The sequence below is a fragment of the uncultured Pseudokineococcus sp. genome (assembly GCF_947499845.1).
GTDB lineage: Bacteria > Actinomycetota > Actinomycetes > Actinomycetales > Quadrisphaeraceae > Pseudokineococcus.
On record NZ_CANMPM010000001.1, the window covers coordinates 87,751 to 110,582 of the forward strand.

Sequence of the window (22,832 nt, forward strand, 5' to 3'; positions counted from 1 at the left end):
GACCGCGCTGCCCCTCGCGGGCACCGGCCCGGCCGGCGGCGCGCGGTCCGAGGAGGTCCGCCGCACGACCCGGACCCACTGCCCGTACTGCTCCCTGCAGTGCGGGATCCGCCTCACGGCGGGCGGTCGTCCGGCGGAGCTCGAGCCCGACGACTTCCCGACCAACCGCGGCGGCCTGTGCTCCAAGGGCTGGACGGCGGCCGAGCTGCTCGACCACCCCGACCGGCTGCTGACCCCGCTCGTGCGGGGGGTGCCGGAGGACCGCACCAGCGCCCTGCGCCCGGCGTCCTGGGACGAGGCGCTCGACCGCGTCGTCGCCGCGGTCCGCGACAGCCAGGAGCGGTACGGCCGCGACGCCGTCGGCTGCTTCGGCGGCGGCGGCATGACCAACGAGAAGGCCTACGCGCTGGGCAAGTTCGCCCGGGTCGCGCTGCGGACGTCGGCCATCGACTACAACGGCCGCTTCTGCATGTCGTCGGCCGCCGGCGCGCTGAACCAGGCCTACGGCGTCGACCGCGGGCTGCCCTTCCCGATCGCCGACCTCGCGGAGGCGGACGCGCTCCTGCTCGTGGGCGGCAACCCGGCGGCGACCATGCCGCCGGCGATGCAGCACCTCGACGCCGCCCGCGCCCGCGGGGCCGCGCTCGTCGTCGTCGACCCGCGGCGCACCGCGACGGCGGCCGGCGCGACCCTGCACCTGGCCCCCGTGCCCGGCACGGACCTCGCGCTGGCCCTGGGCATGCTCCACGTGGCGCGGCGCGACGGCCTCGTGGACGAGGCCTACGTCGCCGAGCGGACGACGGGGTTCGCCGCGGCGGTGGCCGCGGCGAACCGGTGGTGGCCCGACCGGGTCGAGCGGACCACCGGCGTCCCGGTGGCCGACCTCGAGCGCGCCGTCCACCTCCTGGCCGGGGCCGAGCGCGCCGTGATCCTGTCGGCGCGCGGCGCCGAGCAGCACGCCGGCGGCACCGACACCGTCCTGGGCTTCTCGAACCTCGCGCTCGCGCTGGGCCTCCCGGGACGGCCGGGCTCGGGCTTCGGGACGACGACCGGCCAGGGCAACGGCCAGGGCGGCCGGGAGCACGGCATGAAGGCCGACCAGCTGCCGGGGTACCGGATGCTCGCCGACCCCGCCGCGCGGGCCCACGTCGCGGGGGTCTGGGGCGTCGATCCCGACGACCTCCCCGCGCCCGGCCTGTCGGCCTTCGAGATGCTCGACCGCTGCGGCACCGAGGGCGGCGTCCGCACGCTGCTGGTGCTCGCCTCGAACGTCGCCGTCTCGGCGCCGGACCGGGACCGGGTCCGCGCGCGGCTCGCCGCCCTCGACGCGCTCGTCGTCGTCGACTTCTTCCTCTCCGAGACGGCGGCGCTGGCCGACGTCGTCCTCCCCACGGCCCAGTGGGCCGAGGAGGGCGGCACGATGACCAACCTCGAGGGCCGGGTCATCCTGCGCCGCAAAGCGCTCGACCCGCCCGAGGGCGTCCTCGACGACCTCGTGATCCTGCGCGCGCTGGCCGACCGGCTCGGCGTCGAGCGCGGGTTCCCCACCGACCCGGAGGAGGTCTTCGCCGAGCTGCGCCGCGCCAGCGCCGGAGGACGGGCCGACTACTCGGGCATCACCTACGAGCGCCTCGACGCCGAGCAGGGCGTCTTCTGGCCCTGCCCGGCGCCGGCCGGCGACGACCCCGACACCGCGCCGCACCCCGGCACGCCGCGGGTGTTCCTCGACGGCTTCCCCACGCCGGACGGCCGGGCGCGCTTCGTCCACGTCGACTTCCGGCCGCGCGCCGAGCAGCCCGACCACGCCCACCCGTACGTGCTCACCACCGGCCGGACCATGAGCCAGTACCAGTCCGGCACGCAGACCCGCCGGGTGCGCCAGCTGCTCCTCACGGACCCCGACGCGCGGGCGGAGCTGCACCCGGACGTCGCCGCCCGTCACGGCGTCGCCGACGGGGACCTGGTCGCGCTCGAGACCCGGCGTGGCAGAGCGGTCTTCCGCGCGCGGGTCACCGAGGCGGTCGTGCGGGGCACGATCTTCGTCCCCTTCCACTGGGCCGGGCTCTCGGGCGCCAACAGCCTCACCGACCACCGGCTCGACCCGACGTCGCGGATGCCCGAGTTCAAGGCCTGCGCCGTCCGGCTCGAGCGCGTCGGCGGGCCCGACGACCTCGACCTCTGGGCCGAACCACCACCCGGCACCTCCGCCGCGGCCGCGACCCGCACCGCCGCCGCGGCCGGCACCACCGCCTCAGCCGGTACCACCGCCTCAGCCAGCCCTACCGACGGGGGAACCCCATGAGCTCCACCTTCCGCTTCCTGCAGGGCGTGCACGCCTTCGCCGGGTCCGGGCTCGAGAAGCCCTCGGCCCTCGACGCCTCGCTCACGTACGTCGTCCCGGACGGCGTGCGCGCCCAGGTGCTCTACTTCCGCGGCGGCAACTCCAGCGGGGAGCTCGTCGTCGTCGTGCTGCTGCGCGACGGCGTGCCCATGCGCTACTTCCCCGTCGGGGCGCGGGGCGACGTCCACGTGCCGCTGCGGGTCGTCGAGGACGTCGAGTCGGGCGAGACGCTCGAGCTGCAGGTGGCGGCGCCCGAGGGCGTGAGCGGCTCGGTCGTCCTCGACCTCGGGCTGGTGGAGGTCTGATGGCGCCGCAGCGTACGACGACCACCGGTGCGACGGCCGTCCCGGCGCTCGGCGACGTCCCGGCGCCCCGGCGCGGGGGAGCGCCCGGGAAGCGGCGCCTCGTCGTCGTGGGCAACGGCATGGCCGGCGCGCGCACGCTCGAGGAGCTGCTCGAGCGCGGCGGCGGTGAGCTCTTCGACATCACCGTCTTCGGCGACGAGCCGTACGGCAACTACAACCGGATCATGCTCAGCCACGTCCTCGCGGGGGAGGACGACGAGGAGGGCATCGTCCTCAACCCGCGCGAGTGGTACTCCGACAACGGGATCGACCTGCGCTGCGGCGTCCGCGTCACCTCCGTCGACGTGCACGCCAAGGAGGTCGTCGACGCGACCGGCGCGACGACGGCCTACGACGTCCTCGTGCTCGCGACGGGCAGCTCGCCGCGGATCCCGCCCATGGACGGCGTCCGCCGCCCGGACGGGAGCCTGCTGCCGGGCGTCCAGGGCTTCCGGGGGCTCGACGACACCCGGCAGCTGCTGGCCGACGCCCGCGCCCACCGGCGCGCCGTCGTCGTCGGCGGCGGGCTGCTGGGCCTCGAGGCGGCCTACGGCCTGCGCGAGCACGGGCTCGAGGTGACGGTGGTCCACTCCGCCGCGCACCTCATGAACCAGCAGCTCGACGCGGCCGGCGGCGCCGTGCTCCGCCGCTCGATCGAGGGGCTCGGCGTCACGGTGCTCACCGGGACCCGCACCACCGCGGTGACGGGCGACGAGCGGGCGACCGGCGTCGTCCTCACCGACGGCACCCACGTCCCGGCGGACGTGGTCGTGCTCACCGCGGGGATCACGCCCAACGCCGAGCTCGCCCTGCGCGCCGGGCTCACGGTCGAGCGCGCGGTCGTCGTCGACGACCAGATGCGCTGCGTCGACACGGGTCTCGCCGAGGGCGCCGCGGGGGTCGGCGGGGCCGCCGGTGGCGCACCCGACGGCGTCTACGCCGTCGGCGAGTGCGTGCAGCACCGCGGCGTCGTCTACGGCCTCGTCGCCCCGCTGTGGGAGCAGGCGACCGTCCTGGCCGACGTGCTCACCGGCGCGGACCCCCGCGCCGAGTACCACGGCTCGCGCACGTGCACGAAGCTCAAGGTCGCGGGCGTGGACGTCGCGGCCATGGGCCTGTCGGAGCCCGAGCGCGCCGAGGACGAGCTCATCGTCTTCTCCGAGTCCTCCAAGGGCGTCTACCAGTCGGTCGTCGTCCGGGACGGGCGCCTCGTCGGCGCGACGCTCGTCGGCGACGTCCGCAGGACGCCGGTGCTGCAGCAGGCCTTCGACCGCCAGCTGCCGCTGCCCGAGGAGCGGCTGCGGCTCCTCTTCGACCTCGGCGCGGCCGGGGAGGAGCAGGGCGCCGCCGAGCTCCCCGACGACGCCCAGGTCTGCAACTGCAACGGCGTGAGCAAGGGCGCCATCACGGGCGCCGTCGCGGGCGGCTGCACGAGCGTCAAGGGCGTCATGGACGCCACGCGCGCCGGCAAGGGCTGCGGCTCCTGCAAGGGGCTCGTGGGCCAGCTCGTCGAGCTGGCCGCGGACGGCGCCCTCGTGGAGGACCCCTCGGTGCACTGGTACGTGCCCGGCGTCCCCCTGCGCAAGCACGAGCTGGTCGCCGCCATCCGTGAGCAGCACCTCACGAGCGTCTCCGCCGTCTTCGCGGCGCTGGCGCCCGGCGGCGAGCACGACGCGAAGAGCACCATGGGGCTCACCTCGCTGCTGCGGACGCTGTGGCCCGACGAGTTCGTCGACGAGCGCGGCGGCCGCTTCATCAACGACCGCGTCCACGCGAACATCCAGCGCGACGGCACCTTCTCCGTCGTCCCGCAGATGAAGGGCGGCGTCACGACGCCCGAGCAGCTGCGGAAGATCGCGGACGTCGCCGAGAAGTACGAGGTCGGCATGATCAAGGTCACCGGCGGCCAGCGCATCGACCTCCTCGGCATCCGCAAGGAGGACCTGCCCGCGGTGTGGGCCGACCTCGGGATGCCGTCGGGGTACGCCTACGGCAAGTCGATGCGCACGGTGAAGACGTGCGTGGGCACCGACTTCTGCCGCTTCGGCCTGGGGGACTCGACCCAGCTGGGCATCGACATGGAGAGCCGCTTCCAGGGCCTGGAGACGCCCGCCAAGCTGAAGATGGCGGTCGTCGGGTGCCCGCGGAACTGCGCGGAGGCCTACGTCAAGGACGTCGGCGTCGTCGCCGTCGGGTCCGGGCGCTGGGAGGTGTACGTCGGCGGGGCCGCGGGCGCGAGCGTGCGCAAGGGCGACCTGCTGGCGACTGTGTCGTCCCCCGCCGAGGTGATGACGGTGACCGGCCGCTTCGTGCAGCTCTACCGCGAGTGGGGCAACTGGCTGGAGCGCACGTACGACTTCGTGCCGCGCATGGGGCTCGAGCGGCTGCAGGCCGTGCTGCTCGAGGACTCCGACGGCCTCGTCGCCGAGCTCGACGCGGCGCTGGAGGAGTCCGTGGGCGCCTACCGCGACCCGTGGGCGGAGGGCGCCGAGCCCCGGACGCCGGGGCAGTTCCGCACGGCGCTGCCGCTCGTCCCGCTCCCGCTCGTGCCGTCCCGCCCGACCGGCGCGCCGGGCGGGCTGCAGGCCGACGCGCACAGCAGCTCGGCGGCCGTCCCCGTCGCGGCAGAGCCCGTCCCGGCGGGGGCCGACGCGTGAGCGCCGCGACGGGCGTGACGACGGCGGCTCCGAGGTCCACCACGAGCGCGCCGGGCGCCGCGGGCGTCGACGTCGGCCCGCTGGAGGACTTCGCCGTGGGGGAGGGGCGCGCCGTCGTCGTCCAGGGGCGGCAGGTCGCCGTCTTCCGCCACCGCGACGGGCGCCTGTCCGCGCTCGACGCGGTGTGCCCCCACTCCGGCGGGCCGCTGGCCGACGGGCAGATGGACGACCGCGTCGTCGTGTGCCCCTTGCACCTCAACGTCTTCGAGCTCGCGACCGGCCGCTCGTGCAGCGGCCAGCGCGACGTCGCCGCGCACGTCGCTGTCGTCGCCGACGGGCGCGTGCGCGTCGTGCTCGGCGGCGGTCGCCCGGACCTGGCCGGCGCGGCACCGCGGTAGCGCCGGGCCGGTCATGATGGCCGGGCACGCCGAGCGCACCGGTCACCGACCGGAGCGCACCGACGCCGGAGGTCCGCCATGAGCCCGTCCGACCCCGATCCCGCCACGTCGGAGGCCCGTTCCGACCGGGAAGGGCTCGAGCGGAGCGGTCTCGAGCGGCCCGGGCTCGACCGGGCCCAGCTCGTGGGCGTGACCGTCGGGGTGACGAGCGACCGCCGGTCGGACGAGCTCATCGGCACCTTCACCCGCCGCGGCGCGCAGGTCGTCCACGCGCCGACCATGCGCATCGTCCCGGTGACCGAGGACGACGACCTGCTCGCCGGCACGCGGTCGGCGGTCGCGGACCCGCCCCAGGTCCTGCTGGCCACCACGGGGATCGGCATGCGCGCGTGGGTCGAGGCGGCCGACGCGGCGGGGCTCGCCGACGACCTCCTCGCGGCGCTGCAGGGCGCGCACGTCGTGGCGCGGGGGCCGAAGGCCCGCGGTGCCCTGCGCGCGGCCGGGCTGCCCGAGCACTGGACCGCCGCCAGCGAGCAGACGGCGGAGGCCGTCGAGCACCTCGTCGCCGAGGGGGTGGAGGGCCGCTCCGTCCTCGTGCAGATGCACGGCGCCGCCGACCTCGGGGAGTTGCAGCCGCTCGTCGACGCCGGTGCCCTCGTGCGGACGGTGACGCCCTACCACTGGCGCGCCCCGCGCGACCCCGCCGCCGTCGACCGGCTCGTCGACGCCGTCGTCGCCCGCTCGCTCGACGCCGTGACGTTCACCGCGGCCCCCGCGGCGGTCGCGCTCCTCGACGCCGCCGCGGCCCGGGGGGTGCGGGACGAGGTCGTCGCCGCGCTCGCGGCCGGTCGGCCCGGCGCCCGGGAGGGCGGCGTCCTCGCCTGCGCCGTGGGCGACGTCACGGCCGCGCCGCTGCGCGCCGCCGGCGTCGAGCCGCTGGTGCCCGCGCGCTGGCGCCTCGGGGCGCTCATGCGGGAGCTCTCCGACCACCTCGTCACCGAGCCGCGGGCCCGTGTGACGACGCCCGCGGGCGAGCTCGTCGTCCGCGCTCGCGCCGCCGTGCTCGACGGCCGCGTGCTCGAGATGGCGCCGGGGCCCCTCGCCGTCCTCGCCCGCCTCGCGGCGGCGGGCGGCGGCGTCGTGCCGCGCGCCGACCTCCTCGCGGCCCTGCCGTCCGCCACGGACGACCACGCCGTCGACGTGGCCGTCGGCCGGGTGCGCGCCGTCCTGCCCGACGGCGTCGTCCGCACCGTCGTCAAGCGCGGCTACCGCGTCCAGGCGGCCTGACGCCCCCTCAGCCGCGGGGGCGCGAGGGCCGCCGGGCCTCCTGCGCGCGCAGCGCCTCGACGACCCGCTCGACGTCCCAGCCCTCCTCGAGGGCCTGGAGCACGAGCCCGGCCTGGCTCTGCGGCGCCATGCCGCCCACCGGCTGGTCGGCGTCGAGGTTCGTGGGGAAGGCGTAGCCCTCCGAGGACGCCGCGACGACGTTGCGCAGCGCGCGCTCGTCGTCCCCCTCGGCCCAGCGGCGCACCAGCACGGGGAAGAGCGCCTCGCTCATGGCCGTGCGGTCCACCGACTCCATGGCCCGCCCGAAGGCGGAGGAGACCTGCAGCAGGTTCGCCATGCGCCGCACGTCGGTCGTCCGGTTGGTGCCGGCGCCGTGGAAGACCGCCGGGTTGAAGAAGGCCGCGTCGCCCTTCTCCAGCGGCAGCTGCACGCGGTGGTCGTCGAAGTACGCGCGGAAATCCGGCTGGTGGAACGCCACGTAGCCGGCCGGGTGCTGGTGGGAGTGCGGGAGGTAGAGCGTCGGACCCGTCTCGACGGGCATGTCGCAGTGGGCGACGGCGCCCTGCAGCGTCATGAGCGGCGACAGGGCGTGCACGTGCGCGGGGTAGGCCAGCGCCTGCTCCTGCGACATGAAGCCGAGGTGGTAGTCGCGGTGCGCCGTCTGCGCCTGCCCGCCGGGGTTCACGACGTTGACCTGGCTCGTCACCTGGTAGCCGCGGCCGAGCCAGGCCTCGCACACGAGCGCGAGGGCGTCGCTCGCGTAGTAGTCGGCGAAGACCTCGGGGTCGCGGACGGCGAGCTTGTCCGCGGCGCCCCACACGCGGTCGTTGGCGCCGGGCTTGGCGAAGTGGTCGCCGCCCGCGACGCCGGCCGCGTGCTGGTCGGCGATCATCGCCGTGAAGACCTCGGTGGCCCGGTCGACGACGTCCGGGGCCACGGCGCCGCGCAGGACGACGATCCCGGGCCCCTCCGAGAGCGCCCGCGCCAGCTCGGCCTGCACGTCGCGGCGGCCCTCCGGCGTGCCCACGTGCTCGGCCAGCCGCGGCCCGTAGACGAGCACTCCCTGCTCGACGGCGTCGGCGTACGGGTAGGCGCCCAGGTCGGTCTCGACCTCGACGAGGGCCCGGAAGTCCTCGAGGCGGCAGTCGTCCGCGGTGAACCACACCGGGCGCGGGGCGCGGTCGGGCGACGCGGCGCCGGAGGAGGTGGTGGTGGGAGCGCTCATGGCGGGGTGTCCTCTCGTGCGGCCCGGGCCGGGACGTCGTCCTGGCGCGACGGGAGGACGGTAGCCCCGCCCCGGGCGCCCCGGACGACGAGGCCGGTCGGGCGCGGGGGACGGGGACGGGGGCTCGTGGCGGTGGCCCGCGTCAGAGCACGGCCGGCCGGGCGCCGAGCCCCGCCGCCGCGTAGCAGGCGTCGACGAGCTCCATCGTCGCCACGGCGTCGTCGGCGCCGAGGTCGGGGTCCTGCGGGGAGGGGCCCTGCGCGGAGGGGCCCTGCCGCAGCAGCCGCGTCAGCGCGTCGAGCTGGTGGTCGTAGGACGAGCGCGTCCCGAGGTGCTCGGTGCGCTCGTCGTCGCCGACGCGGACGACGACCCGGTCGTCCCACTGCGGCTTGACGAAGCAGGGCGCCGTGGCCTCGCCGCGGCTGCCGACGAGGCGGCAGGAGAAGACGACGTCGTCGCCGCCCATGCGGCTGCGCACGACCGCCGTGGCGCCGGAGGGGAGGGCGAGGTCGGCGACGAGCTCGGCGTCGACGCCCGGGTGGTCGGGGTGCTCGACGGCGCGGGCTCCCGTGACGACCGGCTCGCCGCCGACGAGCGGCGCGAGCTCCCGCAGCGTCCGCAGGCCGTAGCAGCCGAGGTCCATGAGCGCCCCGCCGCCGAGCTCGAGCGACCAGCGGGGGTCGTCGTCGCCGGGCGCCGGCACGAGCATGTCGACCTCCACGCGCCGCAGCTCCCCGAGCTCGCCCGAGGCCAGCAGCTCGACGAGGCGCCGGTGCACGGGGTGGTGCAGGTGGTGGAAGGCCTCGACCACATGGACGCCCGCGGCGGCCGCGGCGTCGCGGACGGCGCGCGCGTCGGCCGCGCACGCGGTCGACGGCTTCTCCGTGAGCACGTGCCGGCCCGCGCGCACGGCCGCGAGGTTCCAGGTGCCGTGCAGGGCGTTGGGCAGCGGGTCGTAGACGACCTCGACGTCGTCGTCGGCGAGCAGCTCCGCGTAGGAGCCGTGCACGCGCTCGACGCCCGCGCGGTCGGCCAGGCCCTGCGCGCGCGCCCGGTCGCGCGCGGCGACGGCGACGAGCCGGTGCCCCGTGCGCCGCGCAGGCTCGGTGAGGGCCTCCTCGGTGATGCGGGCGGCGCCGAGCACGCCGAGGCGCAGGGGCGCGCCGGCCGTGCTCAGGGGGCCGGAGGTCGTGGGCTCGGGCGCGGGGGTCACCGCGCCATCCTGTCCCGCCGGCGCGGGCGCCTCAGTCCAACCCGCCGAGGACGTTCTGGTCCCAGTCGACGACCGAGCCGGTGACGACGCCGCTGCGGTCGGAGAGCAGGAGCACGACGAGGTCGGCGATCTCGTCGACGCGGCCGAGCCGCCCCATCGGCAGGGCGCTCGCCGCGCGCTCGCGCCAGTCGTCCCCCGCGCCGTGGAAGGCGCGCTGGGTCGCGTCCTCGCCCTCGGTGTCGGTCCAGCCGATGTTGAGCGCGTTGACCCGCACCCGGTCGACCCGGTGCGCGTGCGCGGCGTTGCGCGTCGCGCCGACGAGGCCCGCCTTCGTCGCCACGTACGGCGCCAGGTAGGGCTGCCCGCCGTGCGCCGAGGTGCTCGTCACGTTGACGACGGTGCCGGGCGCCCCGCGGCGCACCATGTCGGCCACCGCGGCCTGCATGGTGAAGAAGGGGCCGCGGAGGTTCACGGCCACGTGCTCGTCGAAGAGCTCGGGCGTCGTCCCGAGCAGCGTGCCCCGGCTCGTGAGGCCGGCGGCGTTGCACAGGCAGTCGACGCGTCCGAAGCGCTCGACGACGGCGGCCACGGACGCCTGCGCGCTGGCGACGTCCGCCACGTCGGCGCGCACGTACTCCGCGGACCGCCCGGGGGAGAGGTGCTCGCGCAGCCGGGGCAGCAGCGCTGCGCCGACGTCCGGGCGGCGCCCGGTGACGACGACGTCCGCCCCCTCGCGCGCCGCGGCCAGCGCGACCCCGGCGCCCACGCCCTGCGTGCCGCCGCTCACGAGCACGACCTTGCCGTCCAGCAGCCCCACGAGCGCTCCTCCCTCCGCGACCGGCCCCGGGCGCCGGCGTCGCCGCGGATGCTGCCCCGCCGCGGCGTCCGGGTGCACCTCCGGCCGGTTGAACGCTGGAACAGCGGGGCGCGGCGCGCGGTTGCCCCGGCGTACCGCCGGGCGAGGCCCGGCCCGCGACGCGAGAGGCAGCCCCGTGAGCACCCGCACCGACACCCCGCAGGCACCGGCCGACGACGCCTCCGGCACCGACCCCCGCCAGCTCTTCACCCCGGTGGTCCTGGGGGACCTGCACCTGCGCAACCGCGTCGTCATGGCGCCGCTCACGCGCACCCGCGCGGGGGAGGACGGCGTGCCGGGCGACCTCCTCGTCGAGCACTACGCCCAGCGCGCCAGCGCCGGGCTCATCATCACCGAGGGCACCTACCCGACCCGGGAGGGCCGCGGCTACCCGGGCCAGCCCGGGATCGTCACCGACGAGCAGGCCGCCGGCTGGCGCCGCGTCGCGGACGCCGTCCACGCGCGGGGCGGGCTCCTCGTCATGCAGGTCATGCACGCGGGGCGCGTGGCGCACCCGGCCACGACCGGCACCGACCGCGTCGTCGCCCCGAGCGCCGTCGTGCTCGAGGGGGAGGCGCACACCCCGCAGGGCAAGGTGGCCTACGCCGAGCCGCACGCGCTGACGACCGAGGAGGTCCAGCAGGTCGTCGCCGACCACGTGGCCGCCGCGCGCCGCGCCGTCGACGCCGGCCTTGACGGCGTCGAGCTGCACAGCGCCAACGGCTACCTGCTCCACGAGTTCCTCGCGCCCGACACCAACCACCGCACCGACGCCTACGGCGGCAGCCCGCAGGCGCGCGCCCGGCTCGTCGTCGAGGTCGCCCGGGCGGTCGCCGCCGAGGTGGGCCCGGGTCGCGTCGGCATCCGCATCTCGCCGGCGCACGGCGTCCAGGGGATCCCCGAGGCGGACGCCGACGACGTCGCCGCGACCTACGGCGCGCTCGTCGACGGCCTCGCCCCGCTCGGCCTCGCCTACCTGAGCGTCCTGCGGGCCGACCCCACCGACGAGCTCACGCAGGACCTGCGCCGCCGCTCCGGGATGCCTCTCGTCGCGAACCGCGGGTTCAGCACGCCGACGACGCGCGAGTCGGCGTCCGCCCTCGTGGACGCGACCCACGCCGACGCCGTCGCCGTCGGGCGCGCGCTCATCGCCAACCCCGACCTCGTCGAGCGCTGGCGCGCCGGGGCCGGCGAGAACGAGCCCGACCCCTCGACCTTCTACGGCACGACCGCCGAGGGCTACACGGACTACCCGCGCCTCACCGCCTGACGGGAGGCGGCTCGGAAGTCGTCCACGAGCGTGACCGTGCACGGTCACGCTCGTGGACGACTCCCGCTGTCGGGGTCCAGGTGGGCGCGCAGGAGCGCGACGACGCGCGCCTCGTCGAGCCGCAGCGCGAGTGCCGGCAGGCGCAGGACCGTCTCGCCGGGCCGGCTGACCTCGGCGGCGCGCAGCAGGTCGTCGTACCAGCGGCGCGGGTCGAGGTGGCCGACGCCGTCGACCTCCAGGAGCACCCGCCGGCCGTCGGCGAGCTGCCACTCGGCGTCGAGGTAGCGCCGCCGCCCGACGCCGTCCACGCGCACGGCCTGGCGCACGGGCGGGGGCAGCCGGTGCCGCCGGCAGAGCGCCGCGAGGTCGACCTCGGACATCGCCTGCGACCCGCCGGCCAGGTCCGCCAGGACGGCGACGAGCGCGCCGCGGTGGCGGACGGGGCCCACGCCCTCGAGCGCGGCGGCCAGTCGCGCCGGCGTCGTCAGCCGCTGCTGGACGACGGCGGCGAGGAGGCCGCACGCCGTCCGCTCGCCCGCGGACCACGCCGCGGCGTCCACGGCGGCGCGCTCGACGCGGTGCAGCCGCACGCCGCCGCGCTCGGTGACGTCCTCCTCGCGCCAGCGGTGGCTGAGGTGCAGCGCGGACCCCGCCAGCGGCTCACCGCGCGACCGGCCTCGCGCGACGACGACGTGGACGTCGTCGCGGTCCCAGCCTTCGAGCCCGTGGACCGCCAGCGCCGTCCACGCCCCGAGGCAGGCGCCGGGACCGGCGTGGAGCAGCGCAGCCCACCGCTGCGCCGGTGCGGGCAGCGGCCCGGCGTGCAGCGCGACGACGCGCGGCCCGACCCGCTGCCACCGCCCGCCCCCGACGCGCCGCCTCACGACGTCGGGCCCGACGCCGTGGCGCCGCAGCTGCGACCGGCCGAGGCAGCCCTCCTGCACCCGCGCGAGCTCGGCGAGAGGGCCGGGCAGGGCGTCCATCCGCACCCCGCGAGGCTGCCCGGGACGGCGAGGCCCGCGCTGAGGGGCTGTGGACAGCGGAAGTCGTCCACGAGCGTGACCGTCCACGGTCACCCTCGTGGACGTCTTCCCGCGAGGGAGCGCCCGGCCGTCAGCCGGCGTCGAGCGCCGCGGCGCGCCGTGCGCTGCGCGACCAGCCCGGCTGGGCCCCGAGGGCCAGCGCCGTCGCCACGGAAAGGGCGGCGGAGCCGGCGGCCAGGGAGAGCGGTGGCCCGCCGAGGTCCACGAGCAGGCCGGCGGCGGCGGTGCCGCCGGCGCCCCCGGTCACGACGGCGGTGGCCAGCCACGCCTGGCTCTCCCCGCGCCGCCCCTCGGGGGCGACCGAGTCCACGAGGGCCTGCTGGACGATGAGCGCGGGGGCGATGCACAGGCCCGTGAGGAAGAGGACCGGCAGCAGCAGGGGCAGCGGCGCCCCGGCGCCGACGACGACGGCCACGCCCGCCAGGCCGGCGGTGAAGGCCGCGAGCAGCGCCGGGAGGCGCCGCCGCTCGTCGCCGGAGTGGGGCAGCAGGCCGTACAGCAGGCCCCCGAGGACGCTGCCGCCGGCGATCGAGGCCAGCAGCACCCCGAGCCGCGACTCGTCGCCGAGGACGGCGCGCGCCGTCGCGGCCATCGAGGTGTCCACGAAGCCGAAGGCCACCGCCATGGCGAGCCCGACGGCGAGCACGGCGACGAGCGGCGGGGTGAGGACGCGCGAGGCCCGCCGCAGCGGGTCGGCGTCCACCACCGCCCCCAGCGCGCCGTCCAGGGCGGCGGTGCGCTCCGGCGGGCGGCGGGCGGGCTCGCTCGCGGCGTACGTGAGACCGCCGACGGCGTGGACGACGGCGGTGACGAGGAGCGGCCCGGCGGGCGGCAGGTGCAGCAGCAGCGACAGCAGCAGGGGGCCGCCGACGAAGACGGCCTCCACGGCCGACGCGTCGAGCGCGTAGCCGGTGCGCCACAGCCGCTCCGGCAGGACCGACCGCCACGACAGCCGCATGGCCGAGCTGATGGGCGGGGCGGTGGCGCCGGCGACGACGACGAGCACGAGCAGCAGGGCGAGCGGGGCGAGGGCCTCGGCCGCGAGCGCGAAGGCGGCGAGCAGCGCCGCGCTGACGAGGACGGTCGGGGCGACGAGGCGCGCCTGGCCGTGGCGGTCGATCAGGCGGCCCCACATCGGCGAGCCGACACCGATGCCGATGGCGTAGCCGGCGGTGACGAGGCCCGCGGCGGAGAACGACCCCCGCGTCTCCTCGACGAGCAGCAGCGTCCCGAACGGCACCATGGAGATCGGCAGCCGGGCCACCACGGCGGCGGCGAAGGGCCGCACGGCGGAGCCGGTGCGCAGGACCTCGAGGTAGGCCCCGAGGCCCCCGGCACCGCTCGTCACCCGCCGACCCTACGAGGTCCGCGGGCGGCGCCCGCGCGCGTCGCCGCGCCGCCCCGGAGCCCCCGTCTCAGCCCTGCGCGGGGCCCTCGCCCGGGCGGGCGTCGAGGTGGAACCACACGACCTTGCCCCCGGGCGCCCGCCGGACGCCCCAGGCGGTGGCGAGCGCCTCCACGAGGGCGAGGCCGCGACCGCCGGTGGCGGACGCCGACGCCCGCCGCACCACCGGCTCGAGCTCGTCCGGCAGGTCGTCGGCCACCTCGACGCGGACGCCGCCGGGGGCGACGACCACGGCCATCGACGCGGCGCCGCCGCCGTGGACCAGGGCGTTGGTGACGAGCTCGCTGACGAGCAGCTCGGCGACGTCGGCGACGTCCTCGTGCCAGCCCGCACCGCCGCAGCAGCCCACGACGACCCGCCGCGCCCCGCGGACGTCCACCGGCGGGCAGCGGACGACGACCTCCCGCACAGGTGCTGCGTGCGCCACGGCGTCCCCCCGACCTCGCGGTCCCCTCCGGCGAGCACCCCGCTCGCAGGGGGTCTTCGCGGCCGACGGCGCCGTGGATGGGGGCGCACCGGGCGCTGGTCCGGCCGGGTGAGCGCCCGGCGGAGGGCGCGGCGGTTCAGATCTTGGAGAGCCGCCGGTCGTTGCCGACGCGCACGGGACCCTGCGCGAAGCGGACGGTGACGGCGACGTCGCCCTCGGTCGAGACCACCCGTCCGATGCCGTGGACGTCGTGGTTCACCCGGTCGTCGACCGCGTAGGTCTCGACCGGCGCCGCGACGCGCTCCGCGAAGGGGCTCGTCCTGAGGTGGCGCCGGGGCGCGGAGTTGGCCATGCACCCAGTGTCACCCCGATCCGGCGGAGTCGGGGACATCGCGCACGCACCGCTGCGGGCGGTGACCGGCGCGAGCCCGGCCGCCGGCGCCGCGGAGGGCGGACGGGCGCCGCGTGCCACACTCGTGGGGCCGGCCGACGACGAGGTCAGGGGACGAGCGCGCGCTCGGGCCGGCGGTGCGGGTCCGCGCGGCGCCTCCGGCGCCGTCGCCCGTCAGCGAGCCGCCGGGGCGACGCCCCACCGCGGCCGCGCACGCCGCCGCGCCCACCGCGCGGCGCACCGGCCCGCCCCGGGCGGGCCCCTCGCCGAGGAGCAGCGATGAGCAAGAACAAGGGTGGCCGCGAGGCCCGCAAGCCCAAGCAGGAGAAGCCGAAGGCGACCGCCGAGAAGGCGCTCGACTCGGCGGTCTCCTCCATCAGGAAGCCGGCGCGACCGGGTCGCTGACCCGCCCCGCGGCGGGGCCCCCGGTGGCAGGATCGACGGCGTGAGCAGCGACGCCGCGACCCGCCCCGGGGTGCCCGCCGCGGGCCCGGACCGCCCGCCCCTGCGCGTCGCGGTGGTGGGGTCGGGGCCGGCGGGCGTCCACACCGCCGGCGCCCTCGTGGCCGCCGGTCTCGAGCGCGGGGTGCGCGTCGACGTCCTCGAGCGGCTCCCGGTGCCCTTCGGCCTCGTCCGCTACGGCGTCTCGCCGGACCACCCCGACATGAAGGCGGTCACGGCGACGCTGGCCGAGGTCCTCGACCACCCCGACGTCCGGCTCGTGGCCAACGTGGAGGTCGGCCGCGACGTCACCCTCGAGGAGCTGCGGGCGGCCTACGACGCCGTCGTGCTCGCCACCGGCTCGAGCACCGACGCCCCGCTGGACCTCCCCGGTGCCGACCTGCCCGGGTGCTGGGGCGCGAGCGAGGTCGTCGCCTGGTACCAGGGGCACCCCGAGGCTCCGCGCCACTGGGACCTCTCGGCCCGCGAGGTGGCCGTGCTCGGCGTCGGCAACGTCGCGCTCGACGTCGCCCGCGTGCTCGCCCGCCCGGCCGAGGACCTCCTCGCCACGGAGGTCCCGGCCGCCGTGCACGCCGACCTGGCGGCCTCCCGCCTCACCGACGTCCACGTCGTCGGCCGACGGGGGCCCGAGCACGCGCGCTTCTCGCCGCTGGAGCTGCGCGAGCTCGGCGCGGTCCCCGGCGTCGACGTCGTCGTCGACCCCGCCGACCTCGTCCTGGCGCCCGAGGCCGTCGAGCACCTCGCCGGCGACCGCCGCGCCCGGCAGGTCGTGGACGCCCTCGCCTCGTTCGCCGAGCGGGGCACGACCGGCGCCCCGCGCCGGGTGCACCTGCGCTTCGCGCGCACGCCCGTCGAGGTGCTGGGCCGCGACGCCGGACGCGTCACCGGCCTGCGGACCCGCCGGGCGCACGCGGGCGCGGCGGGCGTCGTCGAGGACCTCCCGGTCCAGGCGGTGTACCGCGCCGTCGGCTACCGCAGCCGGCCCGTCGCCGGCGCCCCCTTCGACGACCGGCGCGGCGTCGTGCCCAACGTGGACGGGCGGGTGCTCATCGCCGACGGCGAGCCCGAGCGCGGCCTCTACGTCGTCGGCTGGCTGAAGACCGGGCCCGTCGGCCTCGTCGGCCACACCCGCAAGGACGCGCGCGCCACCGTCGCGAGCCTGCTGGAGGACGTCGCCCGCGAGCCGGCGGCCGCGGCCCCGCCCGCCGACCCCCTCGACCTCGTCGAGCGCCTGCGCGCCGGCGGGCTGCACGTCGTCGACCTCGACGGCTGGCGCAGCGTCGACGCGGCGGAGCTGCGCGCCGGTGCCGACGCCGGGCGCCCACGGGTCAAGCTCGTCAGCCGCGAGGACATGCTCGCGGCCGCCCGAGGAGGGGCGCCGGGGAGCGCCGCGGGCGGACCGGCGGGAGGGGAGCCCTCGTGAGGGTGGCGGTCGTCGGCGGCACCGGGCGCGTCGGGCGGCCCCTCGTCGAGGCGCTGCGCCGGGGCGGGCACGACGTCGTCGTCGCGGCGCGCTCCACGGGCGCGGACGTCGTCACGGGCCGGGGCCTCGACGGGGCGCTGCGGGGCTGCGCGGCGGTCGTCGACGCCAGCGGTCCGTCGTGGCTGTCCACCCGCCGGGCCCGCGACCTCGAGGGCTTCTTCGCCGCGGCCGCCGACCGCGTCGGCGACGCCGCCGCCCGCGGCGGCGCGCAGCACCTCGTGGTGCTCTCGGCCGTCGGCGTCGACCGCCTGTCCGGCCCGCCGCTGCTGGCGGGCAAGCGCGCCCAGGAGGAGCGAGCGCGCCGCGCGCCCCTGCGCACGACCGTCGTCCGGGCGACGCCGCCCCACGAGGCCGGCGCCGACGTCGCCGCGCTCACCCGCGAGGGGGACGGCGCCGTCGTGCCCCCGCTGCTCGTGCAGCCGCTCGCCGTCGCGGACCTCGCCGCCGAGCTCGCCCGCGTCGCCGTCGGCCCGCCGCGGGGCCTGCTCGAGGTGGCGGGCCCGCGCACCGAGGACCTCGTCGACATGGCGCGGAGGACCCTGTCGGCGCGGCGCGAGCCCCTCGAGCTGCGCGCGAGCTGGCGCGGCACGCCCTTCGGCGTCGAGGCCGCCGGCGAGGTCCTGCTGCCCGGCCCCGGCGCCGTCCTGACGCCCACCACCTTCGACAGCTGGCTGCTCGACGCGTGGGTGCCGGCGTGAGCAGCCCCACGGTCGCGCTGCCCGCCGGCCCGACCCGACCCGACCCCCGGAGGACGCCATGACCGCCGAGCCCCGCACCGGCAGCTTCTCCTCGCCCTCCGACGGGCTGGCCGTCGCGACCTACCGCTGGGAGCCCGCGGACGGCCCGGTGCGGGGCGTCGTGCAGGTCGCGCACGGGCTCGCCGAGCACGGGCGCCGCTACGCGCGCCTCGCCGGGGCCCTCGCCGACGCCGGCTTCGTCGTCGTGGCGTGCGACCACCGCGGGCACGGCGCCTCGACGTCGGAGCAGGTGCCGCTCGGCTCCTTCGGCGCGGCGGGCGCCGCGGGCTTCCTGGGCGACGTCGTGCGGCTCGGGGAGCTGCTGCGGGACGAGCACCCCGACCTGCCGCGCTTCCTCCTCGGCCACTCCCTGGGCTCGATGGCCGCGCAGAACGCCCTCCTCGACCACGACGACCTGTGGGCGGGGGTGGTGCTGTCCGGCTCGACCGCCATCGACGGGCTCGTCGACGTCGTCAGCGCCCTGCCGCCGGACGCCGGCCTCGAGGGCTTCAACGCGCCCTTCCCCTACCGCACCGGCTTCGAGTGGCTGAGCCGCGACGAGGCCGAGGTGGACGCGTACGTGGCCGACCCCCTGTGCGGCTTCGCCACCGAGGACGCCGTCCTCGGCGGCGTGCTCGCGACGGCGGGCCGGACGTCGGACCCCGAGGCGCTCGCCGGCGTCCGCGACGACCTCCCCGTCCTCGTCGTCAGCGGCGACGAGGACCCGGTCGGCGGGCCCGGCGGGGCGCTCGTCCGCCGCCTGGCGGAGCGCTACCGCGACGCCGGCCTGCGCGACGTCACCCTCGAGCTGCGCCACGGCGCCCGGCACGAGGTCCTCAACGAGACCGACCGCGACGCGACGACGGCCCTCGTCGTCGACTGGCTGCAGCAGCGCGCCGCGGCGCAGGGGTAGGCGGGCGCGCGGGCGGGGCGGGTGGGGGCAGGCGAGGGGAGGGGGCGCGGGCGAGGGCGCGCGAGGGCGGGGCGGGCGGAGGAGAGGACGCGCCGTCGCTCAAGTCGCGGGCGCGGGCGCCGACGGGAGAGGACGAGCCACCGCCCCGCGCCCCGGGGCGCCCCGCCGACCCCGCAGGAGCCCCCGTGCCGCACCGCCTCGTGACCCGCAGCGACTTCGACGGCCTCGTCTGCGCGGTCCTGCTGCGCCAGATCGGCCTCGTCGACGAGATCACCTTCGTCCACCCGAAGGACGTGCAGGACGGCGTCGTCGAGATCACCGAGCGCGACGTCCTGACGAACCTGCCGTACGCCCCCCGCGCGCACCTCGTCTTCGACCACCACCACTCCGAGACCTTGCGCCTGGACGGCGAGCGCGCCAACCACGTCATCGACGCGGGCGCCCCCTCGGCCGCGCGCGTCGTCTACGACCACTTCGGCGGCGCCGAGCGCTTCCCCGACGTCTCGCCCGAGCTCATGGACGCCGTCGACCGCGCCGACTCAGCGGCCTACGGCATCGAGGAGGTGCTCGACCCCCGCGGCTGGACGCTGCTCAACGTCCTCATGGACAGCCGCACCGGGCTCGGCCGCTTCCGCGAGTTCCGCGTCTCCAACTACCAGCTGATGATGCAGCTCGTCGACGCCTGCAGCGCCCACCAGGACGTCGAGGAGATCCTGGCCCTGCCCGACGTCACCGAGCGCGTCGAGCTGTACCACGCCCAGTCCGCGCTCTTCGAGGACCAGCTGCGCCGCTGCAGCACCCAGCGCGGCGACGTCGTCGTCGTCGACCTGCGCGGCGAGGACGTCATCCACGCCGGCAACCGCTTCGTCGTCTACGCCCTCTTCCCGACGGCGCGGGTCTCGGTCCACGTGCTGTGGGGCCGCGAGAAGCTCAACACCGTCCTGGCGGTGGGCAAGTCGATCGTCGACCGCACCTCGCCCGTCGACGTCGGCGCGGTCTGCCTGCTCCACGGCGGCGGCGGCCACCAGGCCGCCGGCACCTGCCAGGTGGCGCACGAGGACGCCGAGCGCGTGCTCGCCGAGGTCGTCGACGCCGTCAGCACCGAGCGGGGGGCGCTCGTCGCCGGCTGACGCCGCCCGCGCGGCGGGCTCCGGGCCGCCGGCGGCGGCCCGACGACGGCCGCCTCCGTCGCGCCCGCGCGCGCTGGCAGGATCCGCGCCCATGAGCGCGAGCACGACGCCCCTGCAGCCCCGGGTCACGACGGCCCCCGACGGCGCCGGCCCCGGCCCCGGTCCGGCGCCGTGGTGGGCGAGCGCCGTCGTCTACCAGGTGTACCCGCGGTCCTTCGCGGACTCCGACGGCGACGGGGTCGGGGACCTGCGGGGCATCACCTCCCGCCTGGACCACCTCGCCGACCTCGGCGTCGACGTCGTGTGGCTCTCGCCCGTCTACGCCTCGCCGCAGGACGACAACGGCTACGACATCAGCGACTACCGGGCGGTCGACCCGACCTTCGGGACGCTGGAGGACCTCGAGGAGCTCACCGACGCCCTCCACGCGCGGGGCATGAAGCTCGTCATGGACCTCGTGGTCAACCACACGAGCGACGAGCACCCGTGGTTCGTCGAGTCCCGCAGCTCGCCGTCGAGCGCGAAGCGCGACTGGTACTGGTGGCGCGGCCCGCGCGAGGGCATGGAGGCCGGCGCCCCGGGCGCCGAGCCGACGAACTGGCGGTCGGCGTTCTCCGGCCCGGCGTGGAGCCTCGACGAGGCCAGCGGCGAGTACTACCTGCACCTCTTCTCCCGCAAGCAGCCGGACCTCAACTGGGAGAACCCGGACGTGCGGGCGGCGGTGCACGAGATGATGCGGTGGTGGCTCGACCGCGGGGTCGACGGCTTCCGCATGGACGTCATCAACATGGTGAGCAAGGACGTCGCGGCGGACGGCTCGCTGCCGGACGGGCGCGACATCGACCCCCGCACGGGCCTGGCCGGGGGCGGCGAGCACTACCTCTGCGGGCCGCGCATCCACGACTACCTCGCCGAGATGCACGCCGAGGTCCTCGCCGGGCGCCCGGAGGCGCTGCTGACGGTGGGCGAGATGCCCGGCGTGACGGTCGCCGACGCGCAGCGCTTCACCGACCCCGCGAGCGCGGAGGTCGACATGGTCTTCCAGTTCGAGCACGTCGACCTCGACCACGACGGCAGCAAGTGGCACCCCGTGCCCCTGGACCTGCTCGCGCTCAAGGCCTCCTTCGGGCGCTGGCAGGCGGGCCTGGCCGCGCGGGGGTGGAACAGCCTGTACTGGAACAACCACGACCAGCCCCGGATCGTGTCGCGGTGGGGCGACGACTCCCCGGAGCACCGGGCGGCGTCGGCCAGGTGCCTGGGCACGCTGCTGCACCTGCACCGGGGGACGCCGTACGTCTACCAGGGCGAGGAGATCGGGATGGCGAACTTCCCGTGGGCCTCGGCCGAGCAGCTGCGCGACATCGAGAGCGTCAACCACCTCGCCGAGGAGGTGGGCCACGGCGGCGACCCGGCCGAGGTGCTCTCCCGCGTGGCCGTCTCCAGCCGGGACAACGCGCGGACGCCCGTGCAGTGGGACGCCTCGCCGTCGGCGGGCTTCACGACCGGCGAGCCGTGGATCGCGGTCAACCCCGACCACGCCCACGGGTGGACCGTCGCCGACCAGGCCGACGACCCGACGTCGGTGCTGGCGCACTACCGGCGCCTGGTGGCGCTGCGCCACGACTGGCCCGTGGTCGCGCTCGGCGACTTCACGATGCTCGTGCCCGAGCACGAGCAGGTGTACGCCTTCACCCGCCGCCTCGCGGGGGAGGGCGCGGACGGGGCTCCGGCGCTCGACGAGCTCCTCGTCGTCGCCAACGTCGGGTCCTCACCGGTGGACCTGGCCGACCTCCTCCCCGAGGCCGTCGCCGGGCCGGGGCGCGACCTCGAGCTCGTCCTCGGCACCGTGCCCGCCGACGGAGGTGGCGGCGACGCCGACGTCGCCGCCGACCCCGTGCTCGCCCCCTGGGAGGCCCGCGTCCTGCGCCGGGGCTGATCCCTGCGCCCGGGCTGATCCCTGCGCCCGGGCTGATCCCTGACGACGGCTCGGACGGCGGCTCGGCACCCGGTCCGGCGGACTCCCGCGCCTCGGGGCGGCGCGGCTGGCAGCATCGGGGGCATGGCGAGCAGGCCACCCGGCGACGCGGCCGGCGGGCGCGACGACGGGCGCCGCCCGGGCGCGGAGGGCGCGGGCGGTCCCCGGGGCGGCCCGGACGGCGTGGACGACCCCTGGGGCGTCCCGTCGGTCGTCCACCTGCGCGCCGCGGGTGCGAGCCTCCTGCTGCTCGCGGACGCCCCCGGCGCGCCGCGGGTGCTGCACTGGGGCGGGGACCTGGGCGACCTGTCCGTCGACGAGACCGAGGCGCTGGCGCTCGCGGCCTCCGCCGACCGGGCCGACGGGCACCCGCCGGGCTCGCCCGTCCTCCTCGCCGCCGGGCCGGCGGGCGCCACGGGCCCCGCCGCCGTGGACCCCGGCCCGGAGCTCGGCCCGGAGCTCGGCCCGGACGTCGGCCCGGACGTCGGCCCGGACGTCGGTGCGGGCCCGGACGTCGGCGGGGGCCTGCGCGTGGTCCCGGCGGAGCGGGAGCCGGCCCCCGTGCGGCGCTCCGCGTCGCTGGGCGTCGCCGGTGACGGGTCGCAGCGGCTCGTCGTGAGCTCGGAGGACCCGGTGCTCGGGGTGGCCGTCGAGGTGGTGCTGGGGCTCGACGCCGTCGGGGTGCTCCACCTCGGTGCGACCGCCCGCGTGCTGCCCGGCTCCGCGGTGCGGCTGCGCGGCCTGCACCTGCGCCTGCCCGTCCCCGCGGCGGGGCGCCAGGTCCTCGTCGACGTCGGGGGCCGCCTGCGCCCCGAGCGGTCGCTGCGGCCCAGCGCCGGGGCTCCCGCGACGACCGGGCGCGGGGGCGACGCCGTCGTCGTGCAGACCGCGGGGAGCCTCGCCCTCGAGCTGTGGGCCATGGCGTCCTCCGCCGGTCGTGGGGCCCGGCTCGACGGCTCGGGCGCGCCGCCCGTCGTGCGGGCCGACCGCCGCCCGGGCGGCCACGTCGAGCTCGTCGGCGGCACCGACGCCTCGGCGGAGGGCGGGGTGCTGCGCTGGGCGACGCCCGCGCTCGTCGCCGCCCACGGCGACTCCTGGCCGAGCGTGCGCCGGCGCCTGGACGCCGCCGTCCGCGCCCGCTGACCCCCCGCCGCGGCGCGGCGGGCGCCGGACGGGCCGAGCGCTGCGCTGGTGCGGGCCACGCGCTGGTCCGGACGGGTGAGGCGGGGGGCGCCGGACGGGTGAGCGCTGCAGGCGGCCCTGGCGCCCGTCGAC

General features: G+C 77.7%; 20 protein-coding genes. 13 read left to right on the forward strand and 7 right to left on the reverse strand.

Features of this window, described 5'->3' with window-relative positions; genetic code table 11:
• Positions 1-94: 94 nt before the first annotated feature.
• The 5 genes from Q0789_RS00390 to Q0789_RS00410 all read left to right on the forward strand — a co-directional run bounded on the left by Q0789_RS00390 (position 95) and on the right by Q0789_RS00410 (position 7,027).
• Positions 95-2,302, forward strand: a complete 2,208-nt coding sequence (locus Q0789_RS00390; protein ID WP_366917587.1) for a molybdopterin oxidoreductase family protein — start codon at positions 95-97, stop codon at positions 2,300-2,302.
• Entirely contained in the window at positions 2,299-2,646 is a 348-nt protein-coding gene (locus Q0789_RS00395) for a molybdopterin oxidoreductase (RefSeq protein WP_298801225.1), read from the forward strand. The genes Q0789_RS00390 and Q0789_RS00395 overlap by 4 nt, the downstream gene beginning before the upstream one ends.
• Positions 2,646-5,342, forward strand: coding sequence for a nitrite reductase large subunit NirB (nirB, locus tag Q0789_RS00400; RefSeq protein WP_298801226.1), 2,697 nt, complete (start codon positions 2,646-2,648; stop codon positions 5,340-5,342). The genes Q0789_RS00395 and nirB overlap by 1 nt, the downstream gene beginning before the upstream one ends.
• A complete protein-coding gene (locus Q0789_RS00405; protein WP_298801227.1) occupies positions 5,339-5,740 on the forward strand; it encodes a Rieske 2Fe-2S domain-containing protein in 402 nt (133 codons plus the stop codon). The genes nirB and Q0789_RS00405 overlap by 4 nt, the downstream gene beginning before the upstream one ends.
• A gap of 78 nt (positions 5,741-5,818) precedes the next feature.
• Complete coding sequence (locus Q0789_RS00410) at positions 5,819-7,027, forward strand: uroporphyrinogen-III synthase (RefSeq protein ID WP_298801228.1); 1,209 nt, start codon at positions 5,819-5,821, stop codon at positions 7,025-7,027.
• Between the two features lie 7 nt (positions 7,028-7,034).
• On the opposite strand, the gene Q0789_RS00415 is transcribed toward Q0789_RS00410, so the two are convergent.
• The 3 genes from Q0789_RS00415 to Q0789_RS00425 all read right to left on the reverse strand — a co-directional run bounded on the left by Q0789_RS00415 (position 7,035) and on the right by Q0789_RS00425 (position 10,282).
• A complete protein-coding gene (locus Q0789_RS00415; protein ID WP_298801229.1) occupies positions 7,035-8,252 on the reverse strand; it encodes a phytanoyl-CoA dioxygenase family protein in 1,218 nt (405 codons plus the stop codon).
• A gap of 142 nt (positions 8,253-8,394) precedes the next feature.
• Complete coding sequence (locus Q0789_RS00420; protein WP_298801230.1) at positions 8,395-9,465, reverse strand: Gfo/Idh/MocA family oxidoreductase; 1,071 nt, start codon at positions 9,463-9,465, stop codon at positions 8,395-8,397.
• Between the two features lie 31 nt (positions 9,466-9,496).
• Positions 9,497-10,282 carry an SDR family oxidoreductase gene (locus Q0789_RS00425; RefSeq protein WP_298801231.1) on the reverse strand — a complete coding sequence of 262 codons (786 nt, stop codon included), beginning with the start codon at positions 10,280-10,282 and terminating at the stop codon, positions 9,497-9,499.
• Positions 10,283-10,457: 175 nt separating this feature from the next.
• Between Q0789_RS00425 and Q0789_RS00430 the strand changes: the two genes are divergently transcribed.
• Positions 10,458-11,591, forward strand: a complete 1,134-nt coding sequence (locus tag Q0789_RS00430) for an alkene reductase (protein ID WP_298801232.1) — start codon at positions 10,458-10,460, stop codon at positions 11,589-11,591.
• Between the two features lie 44 nt (positions 11,592-11,635).
• Here Q0789_RS00430 and Q0789_RS00435 read toward each other — a convergent pair whose 3' ends face one another.
• From Q0789_RS00435 to Q0789_RS00450, 4 genes are all read right to left on the reverse strand, one after another.
• Positions 11,636-12,580, reverse strand: a complete 945-nt coding sequence (locus Q0789_RS00435; RefSeq protein WP_298801233.1) for a hypothetical protein — start codon at positions 12,578-12,580, stop codon at positions 11,636-11,638.
• A 124-nt stretch (positions 12,581-12,704) separates the two neighbouring features.
• On the reverse strand, positions 12,705-13,982 hold the full coding sequence (locus tag Q0789_RS00440; protein ID WP_298801234.1) for an MFS transporter: 1,278 nt from the start codon (positions 13,980-13,982) through the stop codon (positions 12,705-12,707).
• A gap of 67 nt (positions 13,983-14,049) precedes the next feature.
• Positions 14,050-14,466 (reverse strand): ATP-binding protein, encoded by a 417-nt coding sequence (locus Q0789_RS00445; RefSeq protein ID WP_298801235.1) that lies wholly within the window; start codon positions 14,464-14,466, stop codon positions 14,050-14,052.
• Positions 14,467-14,602: 136 nt separating this feature from the next.
• Positions 14,603-14,818 carry a hypothetical protein gene (locus Q0789_RS00450; protein WP_171204310.1) on the reverse strand — a complete coding sequence of 72 codons (216 nt, stop codon included), beginning with the start codon at positions 14,816-14,818 and terminating at the stop codon, positions 14,603-14,605.
• A 318-nt stretch (positions 14,819-15,136) separates the two neighbouring features.
• Here Q0789_RS00450 and Q0789_RS00455 point away from each other — a divergent pair, with 318 nt between their 5' ends.
• From Q0789_RS00455 to Q0789_RS00485, 7 genes are all read left to right on the forward strand, one after another.
• Positions 15,137-15,262: a hypothetical protein gene (locus Q0789_RS00455; RefSeq protein WP_281359492.1), complete on the forward strand. Its 126-nt coding sequence runs from the start codon at positions 15,137-15,139 to the stop codon at positions 15,260-15,262.
• 40 nt (positions 15,263-15,302) lie between these two features.
• A complete protein-coding gene (locus tag Q0789_RS00460) occupies positions 15,303-16,742 on the forward strand; it encodes an FAD-dependent oxidoreductase (protein ID WP_298801236.1) in 1,440 nt (479 codons plus the stop codon).
• Entirely contained in the window at positions 16,739-17,500 is a 762-nt protein-coding gene (locus tag Q0789_RS00465; protein WP_298801237.1) for an SDR family oxidoreductase, read from the forward strand. The genes Q0789_RS00460 and Q0789_RS00465 overlap by 4 nt, the downstream gene beginning before the upstream one ends.
• Before the next feature lie 58 nt (positions 17,501-17,558).
• Complete coding sequence (locus Q0789_RS00470; protein WP_298801238.1) at positions 17,559-18,452, forward strand: alpha/beta fold hydrolase; 894 nt, start codon at positions 17,559-17,561, stop codon at positions 18,450-18,452.
• A gap of 185 nt (positions 18,453-18,637) precedes the next feature.
• Positions 18,638-19,582: an exopolyphosphatase gene (locus tag Q0789_RS00475; RefSeq protein ID WP_298801239.1), complete on the forward strand. Its 945-nt coding sequence runs from the start codon at positions 18,638-18,640 to the stop codon at positions 19,580-19,582.
• Between the two features lie 91 nt (positions 19,583-19,673).
• Positions 19,674-21,518, forward strand: coding sequence for an alpha-glucosidase (locus tag Q0789_RS00480; RefSeq protein ID WP_298801240.1), 1,845 nt, complete (start codon positions 19,674-19,676; stop codon positions 21,516-21,518).
• A 123-nt stretch (positions 21,519-21,641) separates the two neighbouring features.
• Positions 21,642-22,700 carry a hypothetical protein gene (locus Q0789_RS00485; protein WP_298801241.1) on the forward strand — a complete coding sequence of 353 codons (1,059 nt, stop codon included), beginning with the start codon at positions 21,642-21,644 and terminating at the stop codon, positions 22,698-22,700.
• Positions 22,701-22,832 lie beyond the last annotated feature (132 nt).

What these genes read in the sequence shown, in the direction of transcription:
- Q0789_RS00395 (WP_298801225.1), top strand. Translation starts at nt 2,299, where the DNA reads ATGAGCTCCACCTTCCGCTTCCTGCAGGGCGTGCACGCCTTCGCCGGG.
- nirB (WP_298801226.1), top strand. Translation starts at nt 2,646, where the DNA reads ATGGCGCCGCAGCGTACGACGACCACCGGTGCGACGGCCGTCCCGGCG.
- Q0789_RS00410 (WP_298801228.1), top strand. Translation starts at nt 5,819, where the DNA reads ATGAGCCCGTCCGACCCCGATCCCGCCACGTCGGAGGCCCGTTCCGAC.
- Q0789_RS00415 (WP_298801229.1), bottom strand. Translation starts at nt 8,252, where the DNA reads ATGAGCGCTCCCACCACCACCTCCTCCGGCGCCGCGTCGCCCGACCGC.
- Q0789_RS00450 (WP_171204310.1), bottom strand. Translation starts at nt 14,818, where the DNA reads ATGGCCAACTCCGCGCCCCGGCGCCACCTCAGGACGAGCCCCTTCGCG.
- Q0789_RS00455 (WP_281359492.1), top strand. Translation starts at nt 15,137, where the DNA reads ATGAGCAAGAACAAGGGTGGCCGCGAGGCCCGCAAGCCCAAGCAGGAG.
- Q0789_RS00470 (WP_298801238.1), top strand. Translation starts at nt 17,559, where the DNA reads ATGACCGCCGAGCCCCGCACCGGCAGCTTCTCCTCGCCCTCCGACGGG.
- Q0789_RS00480 (WP_298801240.1), top strand. Translation starts at nt 19,674, where the DNA reads ATGAGCGCGAGCACGACGCCCCTGCAGCCCCGGGTCACGACGGCCCCC.
- Q0789_RS00485 (WP_298801241.1), top strand. Translation starts at nt 21,642, where the DNA reads ATGGCGAGCAGGCCACCCGGCGACGCGGCCGGCGGGCGCGACGACGGG.